Below are 15,179 nucleotides of genomic sequence, written 5' to 3' on the forward strand. Positions count from 1 at the left end.
GTTTCTCTCCTCAGAAGGTATAGCGCAGACCCGCGAGCGCCGAGGCGGTCCACAGGTCGTCGATGGAGGGTGTATCGTACTTCGCCCCGTCGATGCCGACAGCGAGCGTACCACGCAGGCGCGGCGCGAACATCTTGTAGTAGCTGGCCGAAGCACCGTAGCCGGCAACGTCGCCGGTCAGCGGGTCGTTGCTGCTGATCCAGTTGGCGTAGACGTTGGCCGACCAGCCCGCGTCGCGGCCCAGATCGCCGCCGACATAGGCCGCCAGCCACCAGTTCTCGTCCAGCACGCCGTTTGCGGAGGCGAGGACGGTGTTGCGCGCGGCAATGTACTTGCGGCGGTCGTATCCGGCACCGAGACCTGCACGCATGCGGCCGAACTTCATCGAGTAGCTCGCCGTCACGCCGCGCGCCCGGAAAGTGGACGAACGCAGCGAGCCAAGTGCGCCGGACAGGCAGCTGCCGCCTTCCAGCGAGGCGACGCAGCCGCGCAATTCGCCGGTGACGGGATCACGCACGACCTCGAAGTCATCCGGCAACTGGTCGAGCGCGCGGTTGACCTGCCCGCCGAAGCCCGAGACGTTGTCGTAGACCGCGACGTTGAACTGGGCACGGTCGCTCGGCGCATAGGCTAGCGTGCCGCCGAAGCTGGTCGAGCCGTAGCGGCGGCCGATATGGGCCGACAGCGAGGTTCGGCGGCTCGGGCGCCACATGACGGCGGCGTCCCAGATGAGGCCGCTGACGTCGTAGGCCATTACGCGCGGGGAGGACTTGTCGGTCACGTAGCGGCCATCGGAGCCCAGCACCGGCAGGCCGTTTGCATCGCGCACGGCATCGCGGCTGGAAATCTCCACGTCCTCATAGCCGATCGCGCCGACCACCTGCACGGTGCGGCTGACCGGCACGGTGACCATCGCACGGGCCTGCATGTCGCGGGCACGCTGGTCGAGGTTGGAGATGTCCTCCTGATAGAAGCTGCCGCCGACGCCCACGCCCACCGGTAACACCGTGCCCGGCGCGAAGCCCGCCTGGACGTCCGCCGACTGGACGACGCTCTTGTCGAAGACATCGGCCGCTGCGCCGGTCTGGAGATTGCGCGCGGCGTTGGACTGCTCGACCTTGGTGAAACCGGCCCGGTAATTGGCGCCCACATCGAGATCGCCGATCCGCTTGGTTACCGAAGGGCCTCCGTAGACAGAGTAGACCGTCGACTTGCCGTTGCCCGACAGCGGCCCGGCGGCGAGCGCGGAACCGCCGTTCTCGACGTTGACCTGCGAGGCCAGCGCGCCCGCTTCGACCGTCACACCCGGAACGATGGTCGTGTAGCCGCGCACGACGCCGCTGATAGCGTCGCCGTCGCCTGCCTTCTTGCCCCAGCCGAATTGGCGCTGATAGCGCACCGAGGCCGAAGCCCCATTGTTGCGGCCCTGGATCGAGGCGTCCACGCCGACCGCGACCTGGGTGTAGGTCAGCACGTCGCTACCGGGGGACAGTTCGGCGGTCACGATCTGGTCGACCTCGATATAAGGCGCGATCTCGATGCGCTTGCCGCCCTGCCCTTTGGCACCGCGCCGCGAAGCGCGGTCGGACTTGCCGGAAGCTGTGTCGGATGTGCTGTCGCCGCCCATCCCGGCACCGGAACTCCCCATGCCTCCGCTCATGCCGCCGCCATAGCCGGTCGACTGGGCATGGCCGGCTGCCGGTAGCGCAAGAGCGATCACGGCCAGCGCCACCATGCCTGATGCCTGCTTCATGCGGCTCATCCCTTGTATCCGTAGTAGGAGCCGAACCGGCGACCGCTCGGGCTGAACTGGGCCGCGTTGAGCAGCAATTGCACGTTCGGGCATGCGCCCAGCAGCGAGATCGCATCGTCGAGCGCCCCTCGCCCGGTCTTGTCCGCGCGCGCGATCACGACGGTCTGGCCGACATACTTGGCAAGTTCGGCTGCAGGCGAAGCCGCCAGCGCCGGAGGCGAATCGAAGATCACCATCCGGTTGGCCGCACCCTGCGTCAGCCGGTCGAGAATACGGGCGGTGCGTGAACTGGACAGGTATTCGCTATCATGCGCCGTCGTATCTCCGGCGGGGAGCACCCAGAGCCCGGGAATGTCGGTGCCGAGCACGCAAGTCGCAACGTCGATCGTCTCGTCCATCAGCGCGTCCATCAGCCCCGGACCGCCCGGAAGGCCGAGCGCGGAGAGGATCGAAGGCTTGGCGAAGTCGGCATCGACGAGCAGGACTTCGCTCTCTTTCTCCGCCGCGATCGATAGCGCGAGATTGAGTGCGCAGTAAGTCTTGCCCTCGCCCGGATGCGGCGAGGAGATCAGCACGCGCTGTGCCATCGGCCCCGCCTTCTGGCGGCGCAGGTCTGCAGCCTGAACCAGCAGCTGGCGCTTGATGATGCGAAACTCCTCCAGAAGCTCGGTGACCGCGCCTTCGGGCACGATCAGGCCCTGCTCGCGCAGGTGCTCGCGATCGACGGGATGCACGGTATCGCTGAAGCGTGCGGGCTCAGGCGCCGGTTCTGCGGCGGGCTGAGGCGCCGGAGCCGGAACCACGGCTGCAGGCGCGTGTGCGGGTCGAGCGGAAACGGGCTCTGACCTTGCGGGCGCGCGCCTTGCAGGCCGCTCCGGAAACGCCACCGGCTTCGCAATCAGCGTGTTGAAGTCGAACCGGCCATTGGCGCGCTCGAACAGCGATTCGCCTTCGGGTTCATCGGGCTGGTCAGGTACGGGGATCTTGCGATGATCGGTCATGTCAGTCCCCTCACGCCACCATGCCGCGCTGGATGAACTCGGCGGCGAGCAGCACCACGAACAGTCCGCAAAGCGCAGCCGTCCCGGCATAGAAATACTTGAGACGCTTGGCCCTCAGCGCCCGTGCACGATCGGTCAGGCTGTGCGAGATCGCGCCCAGTACCGGCAGGCCGGTCGCCTTCTCCAGCCCCGCAGTGGTGGCGAAGACCGAACGCACCCGGCTCAAGGCAAAGGCGCCGGCGCATCCACCCGCGAAGCCCACGATCAGCACGCCCAGCAGCAGCACCGGACGGTTCGGCGCGACCGGCGTACGCGGGCTCGTCGGCGGATCGACGACCTGGAACTTCACCGCTTCGCGCTCGGTCTTCACTTCGCCGCGCAGGCGCAGTTCCTCGCGGTCCTGGAGAAGCTTGTCGTACTGCTGGCGAAGCACGTCGTAGTCACGATTGATGCGCTGGGCCTGGGTCGCGAGTTCGGGATCGGAGATCGCGGAGGCAGTCAGCGAGGCGATGTCGGACTGCGTCGCGGCCTTACGCGACTGCAGCGCCTGCACGCTCGCCTGCCGCTCGGCGCGGATCGACTGGAGCGAGGAATAGGCCGGGTTGATGGTGCCGCCGCCGCTCGCCGCTTCCTGCGCCGCCGGAGCGCGCAAGGCCGCAACCTGGTTCTTGGCCGCGATCACGTCGGGGTGATTCTCGGTGAGGCCGCGCGCCCGCATCGCCGCGAGATCGGCCTGTGCGCGCGCCAGCGAGGACTGCGCCCCGCCATCCGCGGCACCGCCCGCGATCGTGCGCGGCGTGCCCGCAAGCTGCCCGTCGATCGCTGCCGAAGCGCTCTGCGCCGCCGAAAGGTCGGCATCGATATCGCGCAGCGTCGAACGCGCGCTCTCCAGACGCTGCGCCACGGCGGCGCCGCCAAGCGCCATTTCCGGGTGCTGCGCCTCGAAGGCGGTGCGTTTGCTCTCGGCCGATTCCAGCTCGCGTTCACGCGCGCGCAGTTGCTGGTTCACGAATTCCAGCGTCTCGACCATGTCGCCGCGATTGCCGGAGAGATTCTCTTCCCGGAAGATATCGATCAGCTTCTGCGCAACACTCTGCGCCAGCTTGGCGTTCTCGGCATCGGAGAAGGAGCTGTCGTTGGCGGTCGCGGTGATCTCGAAGAGGTTGTCCTCCTGGCTCACGACCTTGACGTTCTTGCCCAGCTTGAGGACCGCCGCTTCCATCGCCTTGGGGTTCTCGATGGTGTCGCCGAGGCGCGTCGCCCGAACGACCTTCTCGAGGTTCACGGCGCTGGTGAGGGTCTGGCGAATTCGCTCGATGTCGCGCTTCTTGTCCGCCACGCCGATACCGACCTGCTCAGCCAGGGCGTCGTCGAGCTGGATAAAGATGCGCGCGTGCGATTCGTAGCTGTTCGGGATCAGCGCCACGACCAGCCAGCCCGCAAGGCAGACCGCCCAGGCCACAGCCAGCGCGATCCAGCGACGATGCCAGATGCTGTGCAGTCCGGCGAGCAGTTCTTCGTAGAGCGAATCCATCTTAGAACATGCTTTCCGGGATGATGATCACGTCACCGGGAGACAGCATGACGTTGGCCTTGCTGTCGCCCTTCTTGAGCAGGTCGCCGAGGCGCAGTTTGTATTCCTGCTGCTTGCCCGCCGTCTTGTCGAAGCGGATCAGACGCGCGCTGTTGCCCGAGGCATATTCGGAAAGCCCCCCCACCGCGATCATCGCGTCGAGCACGGTCATGTTCGCCCGGTACGGGATCGACGCAGGCTTCTCGGTGGCGCCGACGATGCGAATCTGCTGGCTGAACGTGCCCGAGAACCCGTCGACGATGACCGAAACCAGCGGGTCCTCGATGTATTGCGACAGCTGAAGGCGCAGGTCCTCGGCCAGCATCGAAGGCGTCTTGCCCACGGCGGGCATGTCGGTGATCAGCGGCGTGGTGATGCGGCCATCGGGGCGAACCTGCACTTTCGCGCCGAGTTCGGGGTTGCGCCAGACGAAGACGGTCAACTGATCGAGCGGACCGATGACGTATTCCTCACCCGGCCCTTCCTGCATCGACACGAAAGACGCGGGCGGCAATTCCCGGGCAGGGCCGCCGGAGGCGCCGCATCCGGTCAGGGCGACGCTGGCAAGCGCGGTAGCGGCCAGAAGTCGGGCTGGAAGATGCGGCATCAAAACGTCCTCGTCCTGCGCCCGGCCCGCTTCGCACGCCATGCGCGCAAGTCAGGCCCGGCAAAATTCAGTCCCCCGTATCGATGCAAACGGTGAATATTGCGTTAGCCTTGCAAGGCTAATTCCACGGCGGTCCCAAATCGGGACGCGAGCGATTCAGGCGTTAACGTACGGTCAGACTAGCATTTCTTTCGCGGGGCCCTGGCCGAGGAAGCTGGCCGGACTGGCGCTGGCACCATAGGCCCCGGCGCAAAACACCGCGATCAGGTCGTCCACTTCGGCGCGAGGGAAACCGCCTTTGTCCGCCAGCTTGTCGAGCGGCGTGCAGAGGCATCCGACGATCGAGGCTTCCTCCTCCACTTCCGCGCCGAAACGAGTGGCGATCGCCGAAGGGTAATTGCGCCGCACCACGGTCCCGAAATTGCCCGAAGCCGCAAGCTGATGATGCAGCCCGCCATCGGTGATGAGAAAGACTTCGCCGTGGCTGATCTTGCGATCGACAATACGCGCGATATAGACGCCAGCTTCACCGACGAGATAGCGCCCCAGTTCGATGCAGAACTGCGTGTCCCGCAGCACCTCGGGAAGTGTCTCCAGTCGCGCAGCCAAGCGCTCGCCGAGGAGCGAAAGATCAAGCGGCGTGTCCCCTGGGAAATAGGGAATACCGAGCCCGCCACCCAGATTGCAGTGCGGGAGTGGCGTTCCACTGTCTTCGGCGAGCCGAGCCGCCAGCGCCAGCGCCTGGCCCTGCGTCTCGGCGATCGCCTCGGCATCGAGCGCCTGACTTCCCGCGAAAATATGAAACCCGCGCCATTCCGCACCACTGGCGACGACCTCGCGCACCAGCGCAGGCACCCGTTCGGCATCGACACCGAACGGTTTGGCGCCGCCGCCCATCTTCATTCCCGATCCCTTGAGATCGAACTCCGGGTTCACGCGAATGGCGAGACGGGGAGCGATGCCCAGCCGATCACCGATGGCGATGGCGCGGACTGCTTCGCCCTCGGATTCCAGATTGAGCGTCACGCCGGAGAGGATCGCCGTTTCCAGTTCGGCGTCGCGTTTGCCCGGCCCGGCAAAACTGACGTGATGCAAAGGGAGGCCCGCATCGCGGACGATTTCGAGCTCCCCTCCCGATGCAATGTCGAACCCGTCGACCAGCCCGGCCATCAGCGCCAACAGCGGCGGGAACGGGTTGGCCTTGACTGCGTAGTGGAGAGCGACACGCCCAGGCAGCGACGAGCGCAACGCGGCCACACGTCCACGGATGAGGTCGCTGCTATAGAGAAACAATGGCGTCGACGCCGCTTCCTCGACCCAATGCGTCACGGGTCGGCCACCGATAGCAAGCGTGCCGCCGATGGCTTCGTACCCGACCGGAATCGGCCCCAGCGGCTTCATGCGGCTGCCCCCCCTTGCTCGATCCCATGCACGATCTCGGTGGCAAGACCGGTACGATCGAGCTTTCCATTCGGGCTGACCGGCATCGTTTCACGCCAGTGAATCACTTTGGGCTGCATGAAATTCGGAAGTTCCTGCATGAGTTTACGTGGCAGTTCTTCGACTGCGTCTGAAGTTTCCGGCGAGGCCCGGACCACCAGATGAACGGCCTGCCCCAGTCGTTCGTCCGGCACGCCCAGAGCGACCGCCTCAGCGACAAGCCCGGTCGCAAGCGCGGCGTCCTCGACCTCCTGAGGCGAAATGCGATTGCCTGCGCTCTTGATCATCGCATCGCGGCGACCGACGAAATACAGCAAACCGTCCGGCTCGCGCTTCACGCGGTCCCCAGACCAGACGGCGATCCCGCCATATCGCGAGGCGGCAGGCGCCGGTCTGTAGCGTTCGGCGGTGCGCGCCGGATCCTGCCAGTATCCTTGCGCCACCAGTGGTCCGCAATGGACCAATTCCCCCTCTTCTCCATCCTGAGATACAGTATTCAAGTCATTGATAACAAGTATTTCTGCGTGGGGAATGGCCATGCCCATGGACGTGGGATGCGTATCGACGAGATCGGGGTCTAGATATGTCGAGCGAAAAGCTTCGGTCAGGCCGTACATCGGGAACAGCCGAGCTTGGGGGAACAGCGCCCTGAGTCGCCGAACGAGGTCCACGGTCAAGGCGCCGCCGCTGTTGGTTAGGCGCCGCAGGCGCGATGCCGTTTGCACCGGCCATTCCATTTCGGTGACCTGCACCCAGAGCGGGGGCACGGCCGCCAGTGTCGTGATGGCATGCTTCTCCACCGCCTTCACCAGATCGCGCGGCATCAGATAGTCGAGCGGGACTACACAGCCCCCCGCATGCCAAGTCGAAAGCAACTGGTTCTGCCCGTAATCGAACGAAAGCGGCAACACCGCCAAGGTCCGGTCGTCCCGCGCCAGACCTAGGTAGTCCGCGACACTTTCGGCCCCGAGCCACATGTTCGCGTGGCTCAGCATGACCCCCTTCGGGCGCCCCGTGGATCCGCTGGTGTACAGAATTGCGGCCAGGTCATCGGGATCAGCCTCGGAAGGTAGCATATCACCGTCGAGTTCGGCCGCAGTCGAAAGTGCCTCTGCCTCCCCCAACTGCCGACAATGCGCGGGAACGTCGTCCGCTTCCAGCGTCTTGAGCCGGGCCGGCGTTCCGATCAGCAGCACAGCACCGCTATCCGAAAGGATATGCGCGACCTGTGCATGCTTGAGCAGCGGATTAACCGGAACATGCACCAGCCCCGCCCGCGCCGCCGCCATCGGCATGAGGCAGGTGAGTTCCCCCTTGGCCGCCCACGTCGCCACCCGCGCGCCCCGCTCGGGAACCTCGCTAGCCAGCCAAGCGGCAAGAAGAGAGACACGCCTTCTTAAATCCTTCCAGCTAAGCACGCCTTCGCGCAGCACTAGCGCGTCATCTGAATCGACCCCTCGCAGCACGAGGTGATCGAGCGGCAGGATCGGATTTTCGGCGCTATCGGACATTGGGCCGAGCGTTGTTGGGCCGGGCATGAGAAGGAAAGGCTCCGCGAGGGGTACGTGGCGAGTTTGCAGATCGACTATCACTCCGATCTTAAGGAAGTGCAATCGGATGAAGCGCTTGCGCGGCTGCTCTCCGACGCGCAGCAGCATGCGCCCTTCGATCGACTGGCCTGGTGGCAGGGCTTGGTCGAACACTGCGGCATCCTGCCAGTGCTTGCGGTGGCGAAATCAGCTGATGGCGTGGCGATTCTTCCGCTCTGCGGGCATCGCGGCCAGCTTTCGGCACTGGCTAACTGGTACACTTTCCGGTTCAGACCGATCCTCAGCGGCGAAGCTCCCCTGCAGGCTCTGGCTCGCGATCTGGCCCGCCGGACACACCGCGTGACGCTTCACGGATTGCCGGAAGAGGACGGGAGCATGTCCACCCTCACCAGAGCATTCAAGGCCGCCGGGTGGCTCGTTCGACGCGAAGTCTGCGACACCAATCGCGTGCTTCCGGTCATGGAGCGCAGTTTCGAGGACTATCTCGCCGGCCGCCCCGGAAAGCTGCGCACGACCCTCAAGCGCAAGTCGGGCAAAGTCACGACCCGGGTGTTCTCCCGCTTCGACGCCGAAGCCTGGAAACAGTACGAAGCAATCTACTCCGAGAGTTGGAAGCCCGAGGAAGGCTCGCCCGCCTTCCTGCGTACTTTTGCCGAGGCAGAGGGCACGGCGGGCCGCCTGCGCCTTGCCTTGGCCCATGCTGCCGATGCTCCCGAAGGCCCTGCCATTGCCGCCCAGATGTGGACGGTGGAGGGGGGCACCGCGTTCATCCACAAGCTCGCCCACCGGGAGGCCGCAAAGCCGCTTTCTCCCGGCTCCGTACTGACGGCGGCGCTGATGCGCCACGTGATCGAGATCGACCGCGTGGATCTCGTCGATTTCGGCACCGGCGACGATGCCTACAAGCAGGACTGGATGGAAACCCAGCGGCCCCGCTACCGGCTCGACATGTTCCGCCCTTTCGATGCGCGCAATTGGGCTTCTCTTGCCGGGATCGGTCTGCGGTCACTTGCCGCAAGTGCGAAGCGCGGCTAGAGGGCGCCGTCAAGAATGACAGATTGCCGAGGGGCCATGCCAGACCAAACCGACCTGCTGCTGCGCCGCATCCTGACGGATGTGCTTGGGCTCAAGCCGGGTCAGGCCGATACGTTCGATGATGACACAGGCCTGTTCGGGCACCTTCCCGAACTGGATTCGATGGCCGTGGCCGGCCTTCTGACTGAACTCGAGGATCGCCTCGACATCATCATCGAGGACGACGAGATCGAAGGCGAGATGCTGGAGACTTACGGCGGCCTGCTCGCGTTCGTAGAGGCGAAGCGCGGCGCCTGATGGTTCCGGCAAGCTGGCCCTGCCCGCTCCCCGGCGGCGGCACCAGCGAGGAATTCGCGTTGTCCTGCGATGCGGGGCGCGATCATCGCCTGCTGATCATACCCGCCCTCTTCGATGAGGGGAACAAGCTGCGTCGCTTCACCGTAGAGGTCATGCGGCGACTCGAACTTGCCAGGATCGACAGCGTTTTGCCCGATCTCCCCGGTTGCAACGAGAGCATGCTGCCCCTCGTCATTCAGAATCCGGCGGGCTGGCTGGATGCCATGACCTCCGCTGCCCGGCATTTCAGGGCGACCCACGTGCTGGGCATGCGCGGCGGCAGCCTGTTTACTCCGAAGTCTCTGCCCGCATTCCACTATGCCCCCGTCAAGGCAGCGACGATCCTGCGCCAGTTGGTACGCGCACGCATCCTCTCCTCCCGCGAAGCCGGGCGGGAGGAAAACCGCGAAGCTCTCGCTGAAACAGCGGTCACGCGCGGCATAACCCTCGCCGGTTACGAAATCGGTCCCGACTTCTACCGCGATTTCGAACCGATGGTGCCGGACGCCCTCCCCACTATCATCGGGCAGGATGAAGTCGGTGGAAGCGGCCTCTGGCTACGCGCGGAGCCCGATGAGAATGGTGCACAGGCCGACGCCCTTGCCGCCCTGCTGACAGGAGCGCTCAGGGCATGAAGCGACGGCACCTCTTTTTCGCCTGTGCCGGTCAAAGGCTCGCAGCTACTCTAGACGAAGCTCAAGGAAACTGCGCAATCCTGCTCGTCTCGGGCGGGAACGAAGTGCGCGCCGGAGCGTGGAACGGTCAAGCCCGCTTCGCCGCCCGAATCGCTGCCCACGGCTTTCCAGTCCTGCGCTTCGACCGACGCGGCGTGGGTGACAGCGAAGGCGAAAATCTTGGATTCAGGCACAGTTCTGCGGATATTGCCGCGGCGCTGGAAGCCCTGCGAAGCCAAGCCCCCCATGTTCAGCATGTCATCGGTTTCGGCAATTGCGACGCTGCCAGTGCCCTGATGCTTGCAGGAGGCGCAGGTCTGGACGGCCTTGTGCTTTCAAACCCCTGGACCATCGAGAGTTCCGACGAGGAAGCCCCTGCCGAGATCGTGCGCGATCACTACCGGCGGCGTCTCGCTGATCCAGCGGCAATCAAGCGATTGCTGACCGGCAAGGTCTCACTGTCAAAGCTGGCCCGGAGCCTGGTTACCGCCACCCGCCCCGCGCCTTCGACACTGAGCGGGCTGACTGCCGAAATAGCGCAAGGTATCGCAGGCTTCAAAGGGTCGGTGCGCTTCCTGATCGCGGGACGCGATCGTACCGGACTGGCCTTCCTTTCCCACTGGGACAAGACCGACGACCGCATCCGTATCTGCAGCAAAGCCAGCCACAGCTATGTCGAACCCGATGCCCAGGACTGGCTGCTCGGTCAGGTTCTCGAGATATTGCGGGACTGAGGAATGATCAGGCTCGCATGAGCGCGCCCGCGAGCCCTTCGCGAATCTCCGAAAGTCTACGGAAGAAATCTTCTGCCGATGATTCTTGCCGATTGCTCATTTCGGGTGCCGCAATACTTGCTACCGCCAGTGACGATTTGTCGCTGATCGCCTTGGCTGCGCCGCGCAGGGTGTAACCCTCACGATGGACAAGCCGATCGATCTCGCGGATCAACTCAACGTCCTCCGGACGGTAATATCGTCGATTTCCGCTACGTTTAATCGGCTGGAGCGACGCGAACTGCTCTTCCCAGTACCTTAGCACATGGGGCCTGATCGCGAGCGCCTTGGCCACTTCGCCGATCGTGCGTAGCGCCTGCGGCTCCTTCCCGTCTTCGAAAAGCGGGGCATCTTCGAAAAATGCTGCCCTTACAGGCGCACCGGGTGCTGAAACGTCCATACCTGCCTTTTCCCGACGGAACTTTCCCGTCAATCTGTGGCGATACGGTCCTTCAGCATCTGGCTGGCACGAAAGGTCATGACGCGCCGGGGGGTGATCGGCACTTCTACGCCGGTCTTCGGGTTGCGGCCTATCCGTTCGCCCTTGTCGCGCAGCAGGAAAGTGCCGAAGCCCGAGATTTTGACGTTCTCGCCATCGCTGAGGGCCGTCGTCATGTGCTGCAGGATCGCTTCCACCATGGCAAGCGACTCGGCACGGGATATGCCCAGCTTGCGATGAATCGCCTCGGCAATCTCAGCCCTTGTCAAAGTATCCGTAGCGCGCATCAATCCCGCATCCCCATAGTGCGCCGATGTGACGCATAATATTAGAAACAGGGAAGAAATCAACGGTGCGTCCAATATTGAACGCAACCCGTGCGGTGCAGTCGCTTGTCAGATGCGAATCAGGCTCGCACCCCACGTAAATCCGCCACCCATGGCCTCCAGCATGACGAGATCGCCCTGCTTGATGCGACCGTCGCGCACTGCCACATCGAGTGCGAGCGGAACCGACGCAGCCGAGGTATTGGCATGCTGGCCGACCGTCATCACCACCTTTTCGGGCGGCAGACTGAGCTTCTTGGCCGTCGCATCAAGGATGCGCGCATTGGCCTGATGCGGCACGAGCCAGTCGATGTCGGAGGTGGAAAGGCCAGCCTCTTCAATGACTTCACGCAGGACTTCCGCAAGGTTGACGACGGCGTGGCGGAAAACCTCGCGGCCTTTCATGCGCAGCTTGCCGACCGTACCGGTGGTCGAGGGACCGCCATCGACGAAGAGCAACTGGTTGTGCGCGCCATCGGCGTGAAGCCGGGTCGCGAGGATTCCCCGGGGAGTTTCACCCACCTGTTCCTGCGCCTCCAGCACCACGGCGCCCGCGCCGTCGCCGAAGAGCACGCAAGTCGTGCGGTCTTCCCAGTCGAGAATGCGGCTGAAAGTCTCCGCCCCGATGACCAGCGCACGCCTGGCCATGCCGGTGCGCAGCATCGAATCGGCAACGCCGACGGCATAGAGAAAGCCCGAGCACACCGCAGCAACGTCGAAGGCGATTCCGCCCGCACGGCAACCGAGCCGGCTCTGGACGATCGTGGCGCTGGCGGGGAACGTCTGGTCGGGCGTGGCAGTCGCCAGCACGATCAGGTCGATCGAATCGGCATCGATGCCCGCAGCCTCGATCGCCTTGCGCCCCGCTTCGGTGGCGAGGCTGGAGGTGGTCTCGTCGGCCTCGGCGATGTGGCGGTTGGAGATGCCGGTACGTTCGACGATCCATTCGTCGCTGGTATCGACCCGCTCTGCCAGTTCGGCATTGCTGACGGCATTGCGCGGGAGCGCGGAGCCGGTTCCGATCAGTACCGAACGAATCATCAGGCGCGCTCTTCCTGTACGCCGGTCAGCCCCTTAGGCATGCGCCAGGTCGACCCTCCCAGACGGGCCAGGTCGGCAGAGATACGCTCGGTCACGTTTTCCTCCAAGAGCCGGGCGGTGACCGCCACGGCATTGGCCACGCCTGCAGCATTGGCGCTGCCGTGGCTCTTCACGACAATGCCGTTGAGGCCAAGGAAGACCGCGCCATTGTGATTGTTGGGATCGAGGTGGTGCTTGAGCAGGTCGGTAGCCGGCTTCGAGATCAGGAACCCGATCTTGGAGCGCAGCGAACTGCTGAAGCCGCGGCGCAGCAGGTCGGCGACGAAACGCGCCGTGCCTTCCACCGCCTTGAGGGCGACGTTGCCGGTAAAACCGTCGGTCACGACCACATCGACGTCGCCGCGGCAGATCTTGTCCGCCTCGGTGAAGCCGTCGAAGGACATCGCAAGGTTTTCGGCCGCGCCCTTGAGCACAGCGGCTGCATCGCGCAGTTCCTCGGTGCCCTTGGTCTCTTCGGTGCCGATGTTGAGCAGACGCACACGCGGTTCGGCGCGGCCGGTGGCCACGCGCGAATAAGCCGCGCCCATGATCGCGAACTGGACCAGGTTACGGCTGTCGCACTCGGTATTGGCACCGAGGTCGAGCATGATGACGTCGTTGTCGCCCAGCGTCGGCAGCAGGGCCGCCAGTGCAGGACGATCGATGCCGGGCATCGTGCGCAAGGTCAGCTTGGAGATCGCCATCAGCGCGCCGGTATTGCCGCCGCTGACGGCAGCCCCGGCATGGCCGAGCTTCACCGCTTCGATCGCACGGCCCATGGACGTGCCCTTGGCCCGGCGAAGCGCCTGGCTGGGCTTGTCCTCACCGCTGATCACGCCATCGGTGTGCAGGATTTCGGAGCTGGTCCGCAAGTTCGGATGATTTTCGAGCGCGGCCTTGATCCGCACCTCGTCACCGACGAGCAGGAACTTGAAACGGTCATGACGGCGGCGCGCAAGCGCGGCGCCTTCAATCATGACGCGCACGCCCTCGTCGCCGCCCATCGCATCGATAGCGATACGCGGCAAACTCATGGGGCTTTCTCCGAAATACGTCGTAGGATCTAAGTCTTAGACTTCGACCGCGACGATTTCACGACCGTTGTAGTGGCCGCAAGAATTGCACAGGTTGTGCGGGCGCTTCAGTTCGCCGCAGTTGCCGCATTCGTGGAATGCTTCAACCTTCAGCGCGTCATGGCTGCGGCGCATGCCCCGGCGGGAGGGCGAAGTCTTTCTTTTAGGGACAGCCATTTCGGCACCTGTTCCTGCAAATACGTGTCTGTCAAAAAGGCCGCCGGTGACCGGGTAGGGACACGGCGGCTTGCGAAGGCGCGCCTATAACCCATTTCACGCGAGTTGCAACCCGTTACTCCCTCCACCATCAAGCCGTCACCAATCGGGAGTACGCCTATATGATTCTGCAGACCACCCTCAGCATGTCCGCCGCAGCAGCCGTCGTCGCCTTCTGGCTGGCGGTGCGTACCGGCAAGGCGCGCATGGCGGCGAAGGTGTGGCACGGCGACGGCGAGAATCCCGTGCTTCTGCGCCGCATGCGCGCTCAGGCCAACTATGGCGAGAGCGCGCCTTTCGTGCTGATGCTGGTCGCCGCTATCGAGCTTTCCGGCAAGGCCGGGCAATGGCTTGCGATCGTCGGCGCACTCTATCTGCTGGCGCGCATCGCCCACGGGATCGGGATGGACAAGGCGGAGAAATCTCCCCTGCGCGCGGCCGGCTTCATCATCTCGGTGCTGACGCTGCTGGGACTCGCACTGATGGCCGTGCTGATCGCGACGGGGCGATTCTAGACCGGTAGCCCGCGTTTGATCGCCTCGTCGCTGACGTAGGGATTCGTCAGACGCTCCTGCCCGAAAGTGCTTACCGGGCCATGGCCGGGGACGAATGTGACGTCGTCTCCGAGCGGCCAGAGCTTCTGTGTGATCGAGTGCACCAGATCGTCGAGATTGCCGCGCGGGAAGTCCCAGCGGCCGATGCCGTTCTGGAACAGCACGTCGCCGACCATGGCGAACTTGCTGGGCTCGTGATGGAAGATGACGTGGCCGGGCGTGTGCCCCGGACAATGAACGACGTCGAGTTCCAGTTCGCCTACGGTGACCTTGTCGCCATCCTCCAGCCAGCGGTCGGGCTCGAAGGTATGCGCCTCCATGTTCCAGCGCGGCCCGTCGTCGTCGAGCTGCGCGATCCAGAAGCGGTCTTCCTCCTGCGGCCCCTCGATCGGCACGCCAAGCTCCTTGGCCAGCACGCCGGCCTGCCCGCAGTGGTCGAGGTGGCCGTGGGTGACGAGGATCTTCTCCAGCGTCACTCCGGTCTTCTCCAGTGCCTGCTTCAGTTTGTGCAGGTCACCGCCGGGATCGACCAGCGCGCCCTTCATCGTGGCGGTACACCACAGGAGCGAGCAGTTCTGCTGGAGGGGCGTGACGGGAATGATCCCCACGCGCATCTGTTGTTCGGTGCCTTGCGTCATGCCCTTGGAAATGGCCGCAGAGCGCCGCGAATGCAACCGGGCTGAAGTTTGTCCGCTTCAGGCGGATTCGGCACCGGCCCACGCCCCCACCCGACCTCCCATCAAGGATAC

17 protein-coding genes are annotated in these 15,179 nt (G+C 64.6%); 5 read left to right on the top strand and 12 right to left on the bottom strand.

Annotated elements, in window-relative coordinates; all coding sequences use genetic code 11:
• Positions 1-10: 10 nt before the first annotated feature.
• The 6 genes from PKE80_RS16955 to PKE80_RS16980 form a co-directional block, all read right to left on the bottom strand.
• Positions 11-1,762: a preprotein translocase subunit YajC gene (locus PKE80_RS16955; RefSeq protein WP_271183508.1), complete on the bottom strand. Its 1,752-nt coding sequence runs from the start codon at positions 1,760-1,762 to the stop codon at positions 11-13.
• On the bottom strand, positions 1,759-2,754 hold the full coding sequence (locus tag PKE80_RS16960; RefSeq protein ID WP_271183509.1) for a P-loop NTPase family protein: 996 nt from the start codon (positions 2,752-2,754) through the stop codon (positions 1,759-1,761). Before PKE80_RS16960 ends, PKE80_RS16955 begins: the two co-directional genes overlap by 4 nt.
• Before the next feature lie 10 nt (positions 2,755-2,764).
• A complete protein-coding gene (locus tag PKE80_RS16965; protein ID WP_008829432.1) occupies positions 2,765-4,288 on the bottom strand; it encodes an XrtA system polysaccharide chain length determinant in 1,524 nt (507 codons plus the stop codon).
• A 1-nt stretch (position 4,289) separates the two neighbouring features.
• On the bottom strand, positions 4,290-4,934 hold the full coding sequence (locus PKE80_RS16970) for an XrtA/PEP-CTERM system exopolysaccharide export protein (protein ID WP_271183510.1): 645 nt from the start codon (positions 4,932-4,934) through the stop codon (positions 4,290-4,292).
• Between the two features lie 174 nt (positions 4,935-5,108).
• Positions 5,109-6,335, bottom strand: a complete 1,227-nt coding sequence (locus tag PKE80_RS16975; RefSeq protein ID WP_271183511.1) for a pyridoxal-dependent decarboxylase, exosortase A system-associated — start codon at positions 6,333-6,335, stop codon at positions 5,109-5,111.
• The gene (locus PKE80_RS16980; RefSeq protein WP_271183532.1) at positions 6,332-7,885 is read right to left on the bottom strand and encodes an acyl-CoA ligase (AMP-forming), exosortase A system-associated; all 1,554 of its coding nucleotides are present in this window, start codon (positions 7,883-7,885) and stop codon (positions 6,332-6,334) included. The genes PKE80_RS16975 and PKE80_RS16980 overlap by 4 nt, the downstream gene beginning before the upstream one ends.
• 237 nt (positions 7,886-8,122) lie before the next feature.
• On the opposite strand from PKE80_RS16980, the gene PKE80_RS16985 reads away from it, so the two are divergent.
• From PKE80_RS16985 to PKE80_RS17000, 4 genes are read left to right on the top strand one after another with little or no spacing between them, the layout of a single operon-like run.
• Complete coding sequence (locus tag PKE80_RS16985) at positions 8,123-8,959, top strand: GNAT family N-acetyltransferase (protein WP_271183512.1); 837 nt, start codon at positions 8,123-8,125, stop codon at positions 8,957-8,959.
• A gap of 36 nt (positions 8,960-8,995) precedes the next feature.
• The gene (locus PKE80_RS16990; protein ID WP_271183513.1) at positions 8,996-9,256 is read left to right on the top strand and encodes a phosphopantetheine-binding protein; all 261 of its coding nucleotides are present in this window, start codon (positions 8,996-8,998) and stop codon (positions 9,254-9,256) included.
• Complete coding sequence (locus PKE80_RS16995) at positions 9,256-9,930, top strand: hypothetical protein (protein WP_271183514.1); 675 nt, start codon at positions 9,256-9,258, stop codon at positions 9,928-9,930. The genes PKE80_RS16990 and PKE80_RS16995 overlap by 1 nt, the downstream gene beginning before the upstream one ends.
• A complete protein-coding gene (locus PKE80_RS17000; protein WP_271183515.1) occupies positions 9,927-10,703 on the top strand; it encodes a hydrolase 1, exosortase A system-associated in 777 nt (258 codons plus the stop codon). The genes PKE80_RS16995 and PKE80_RS17000 overlap by 4 nt, the downstream gene beginning before the upstream one ends.
• Positions 10,704-10,710: 7 nt before the next feature.
• On the opposite strand, the gene PKE80_RS17005 is transcribed toward PKE80_RS17000, so the two are convergent.
• The 5 genes from PKE80_RS17005 to rpmF form a co-directional block, all read right to left on the bottom strand.
• Entirely contained in the window at positions 10,711-11,142 is a 432-nt protein-coding gene (locus tag PKE80_RS17005; protein WP_271183516.1) for a MerR family transcriptional regulator, read from the bottom strand.
• Between the two features lie 29 nt (positions 11,143-11,171).
• Positions 11,172-11,468, bottom strand: a complete 297-nt coding sequence (locus tag PKE80_RS17010; RefSeq protein ID WP_008829423.1) for an integration host factor subunit alpha — start codon at positions 11,466-11,468, stop codon at positions 11,172-11,174.
• A 108-nt stretch (positions 11,469-11,576) separates the two neighbouring features.
• Positions 11,577-12,548, bottom strand: a complete 972-nt coding sequence (locus PKE80_RS17015; RefSeq protein WP_271183517.1) for a beta-ketoacyl-ACP synthase III — start codon at positions 12,546-12,548, stop codon at positions 11,577-11,579.
• Positions 12,548-13,621: a phosphate acyltransferase PlsX gene (gene plsX / locus PKE80_RS17020; protein ID WP_271183518.1), complete on the bottom strand. Its 1,074-nt coding sequence runs from the start codon at positions 13,619-13,621 to the stop codon at positions 12,548-12,550. Before plsX ends, PKE80_RS17015 begins: the two co-directional genes overlap by 1 nt.
• A 36-nt stretch (positions 13,622-13,657) precedes the next feature.
• Positions 13,658-13,837 (bottom strand): 50S ribosomal protein L32, encoded by a 180-nt coding sequence (gene rpmF, locus PKE80_RS17025; RefSeq protein ID WP_008829420.1) that lies wholly within the window; start codon positions 13,835-13,837, stop codon positions 13,658-13,660.
• 161 nt (positions 13,838-13,998) lie between these two features.
• Between rpmF and PKE80_RS17030 the strand changes: the two genes are divergently transcribed.
• On the top strand, positions 13,999-14,391 hold the full coding sequence (locus PKE80_RS17030; protein ID WP_271183519.1) for an MAPEG family protein: 393 nt from the start codon (positions 13,999-14,001) through the stop codon (positions 14,389-14,391).
• Here the strand turns inward: PKE80_RS17030 and PKE80_RS17035 are convergent.
• Entirely contained in the window at positions 14,388-15,068 is a 681-nt protein-coding gene (locus PKE80_RS17035; RefSeq protein WP_271183520.1) for an MBL fold metallo-hydrolase, read from the bottom strand. The two genes, PKE80_RS17030 and PKE80_RS17035, sit on opposite strands and share 4 nt — an antisense overlap.
• Positions 15,069-15,179 lie beyond the last annotated feature (111 nt).

Source organism: Novosphingobium resinovorum (genome assembly GCF_027922145.1).
Lineage (GTDB): Bacteria > Pseudomonadota > Alphaproteobacteria > Sphingomonadales > Sphingomonadaceae > Novosphingobium > Novosphingobium resinovorum.

Excerpts from the sequence above, each read along its gene's own strand:
- PKE80_RS16975 (WP_271183511.1), bottom strand. The coding sequence starts at position 6,335 with ATGAAGCCGCTGGGGCCGATTCCGGTCGGGTACGAAGCCATCGGCGGC.
- PKE80_RS16980 (WP_271183532.1), bottom strand. The coding sequence starts at position 7,885 with ATGTCCGATAGCGCCGAAAATCCGATCCTGCCGCTCGATCACCTCGTG.
- PKE80_RS17030 (WP_271183519.1), top strand. The coding sequence starts at position 13,999 with ATGATTCTGCAGACCACCCTCAGCATGTCCGCCGCAGCAGCCGTCGTC.
- PKE80_RS16995 (WP_271183514.1), top strand. The coding sequence starts at position 9,256 with ATGGTTCCGGCAAGCTGGCCCTGCCCGCTCCCCGGCGGCGGCACCAGC.
- PKE80_RS17035 (WP_271183520.1), bottom strand. The coding sequence starts at position 15,068 with ATGACGCAAGGCACCGAACAACAGATGCGCGTGGGGATCATTCCCGTC.
- PKE80_RS17015 (WP_271183517.1), bottom strand. The coding sequence starts at position 12,548 with ATGATTCGTTCGGTACTGATCGGAACCGGCTCCGCGCTCCCGCGCAAT.
- rpmF (WP_008829420.1), bottom strand. The coding sequence starts at position 13,837 with ATGGCTGTCCCTAAAAGAAAGACTTCGCCCTCCCGCCGGGGCATGCGC.
- PKE80_RS16955 (WP_271183508.1), bottom strand. The coding sequence starts at position 1,762 with ATGAGCCGCATGAAGCAGGCATCAGGCATGGTGGCGCTGGCCGTGATC.
- PKE80_RS16990 (WP_271183513.1), top strand. The coding sequence starts at position 8,996 with ATGCCAGACCAAACCGACCTGCTGCTGCGCCGCATCCTGACGGATGTG.
- PKE80_RS17005 (WP_271183516.1), bottom strand. The coding sequence starts at position 11,142 with ATGGACGTTTCAGCACCCGGTGCGCCTGTAAGGGCAGCATTTTTCGAA.
- PKE80_RS17000 (WP_271183515.1), top strand. The coding sequence starts at position 9,927 with ATGAAGCGACGGCACCTCTTTTTCGCCTGTGCCGGTCAAAGGCTCGCA.
- plsX (WP_271183518.1), bottom strand. The coding sequence starts at position 13,621 with ATGAGTTTGCCGCGTATCGCTATCGATGCGATGGGCGGCGACGAGGGC.
- PKE80_RS16970 (WP_271183510.1), bottom strand. The coding sequence starts at position 4,934 with ATGCCGCATCTTCCAGCCCGACTTCTGGCCGCTACCGCGCTTGCCAGC.
- PKE80_RS16960 (WP_271183509.1), bottom strand. The coding sequence starts at position 2,754 with ATGACCGATCATCGCAAGATCCCCGTACCTGACCAGCCCGATGAACCC.
- PKE80_RS16965 (WP_008829432.1), bottom strand. The coding sequence starts at position 4,288 with ATGGATTCGCTCTACGAAGAACTGCTCGCCGGACTGCACAGCATCTGG.
- PKE80_RS17010 (WP_008829423.1), bottom strand. The coding sequence starts at position 11,468 with ATGCGCGCTACGGATACTTTGACAAGGGCTGAGATTGCCGAGGCGATT.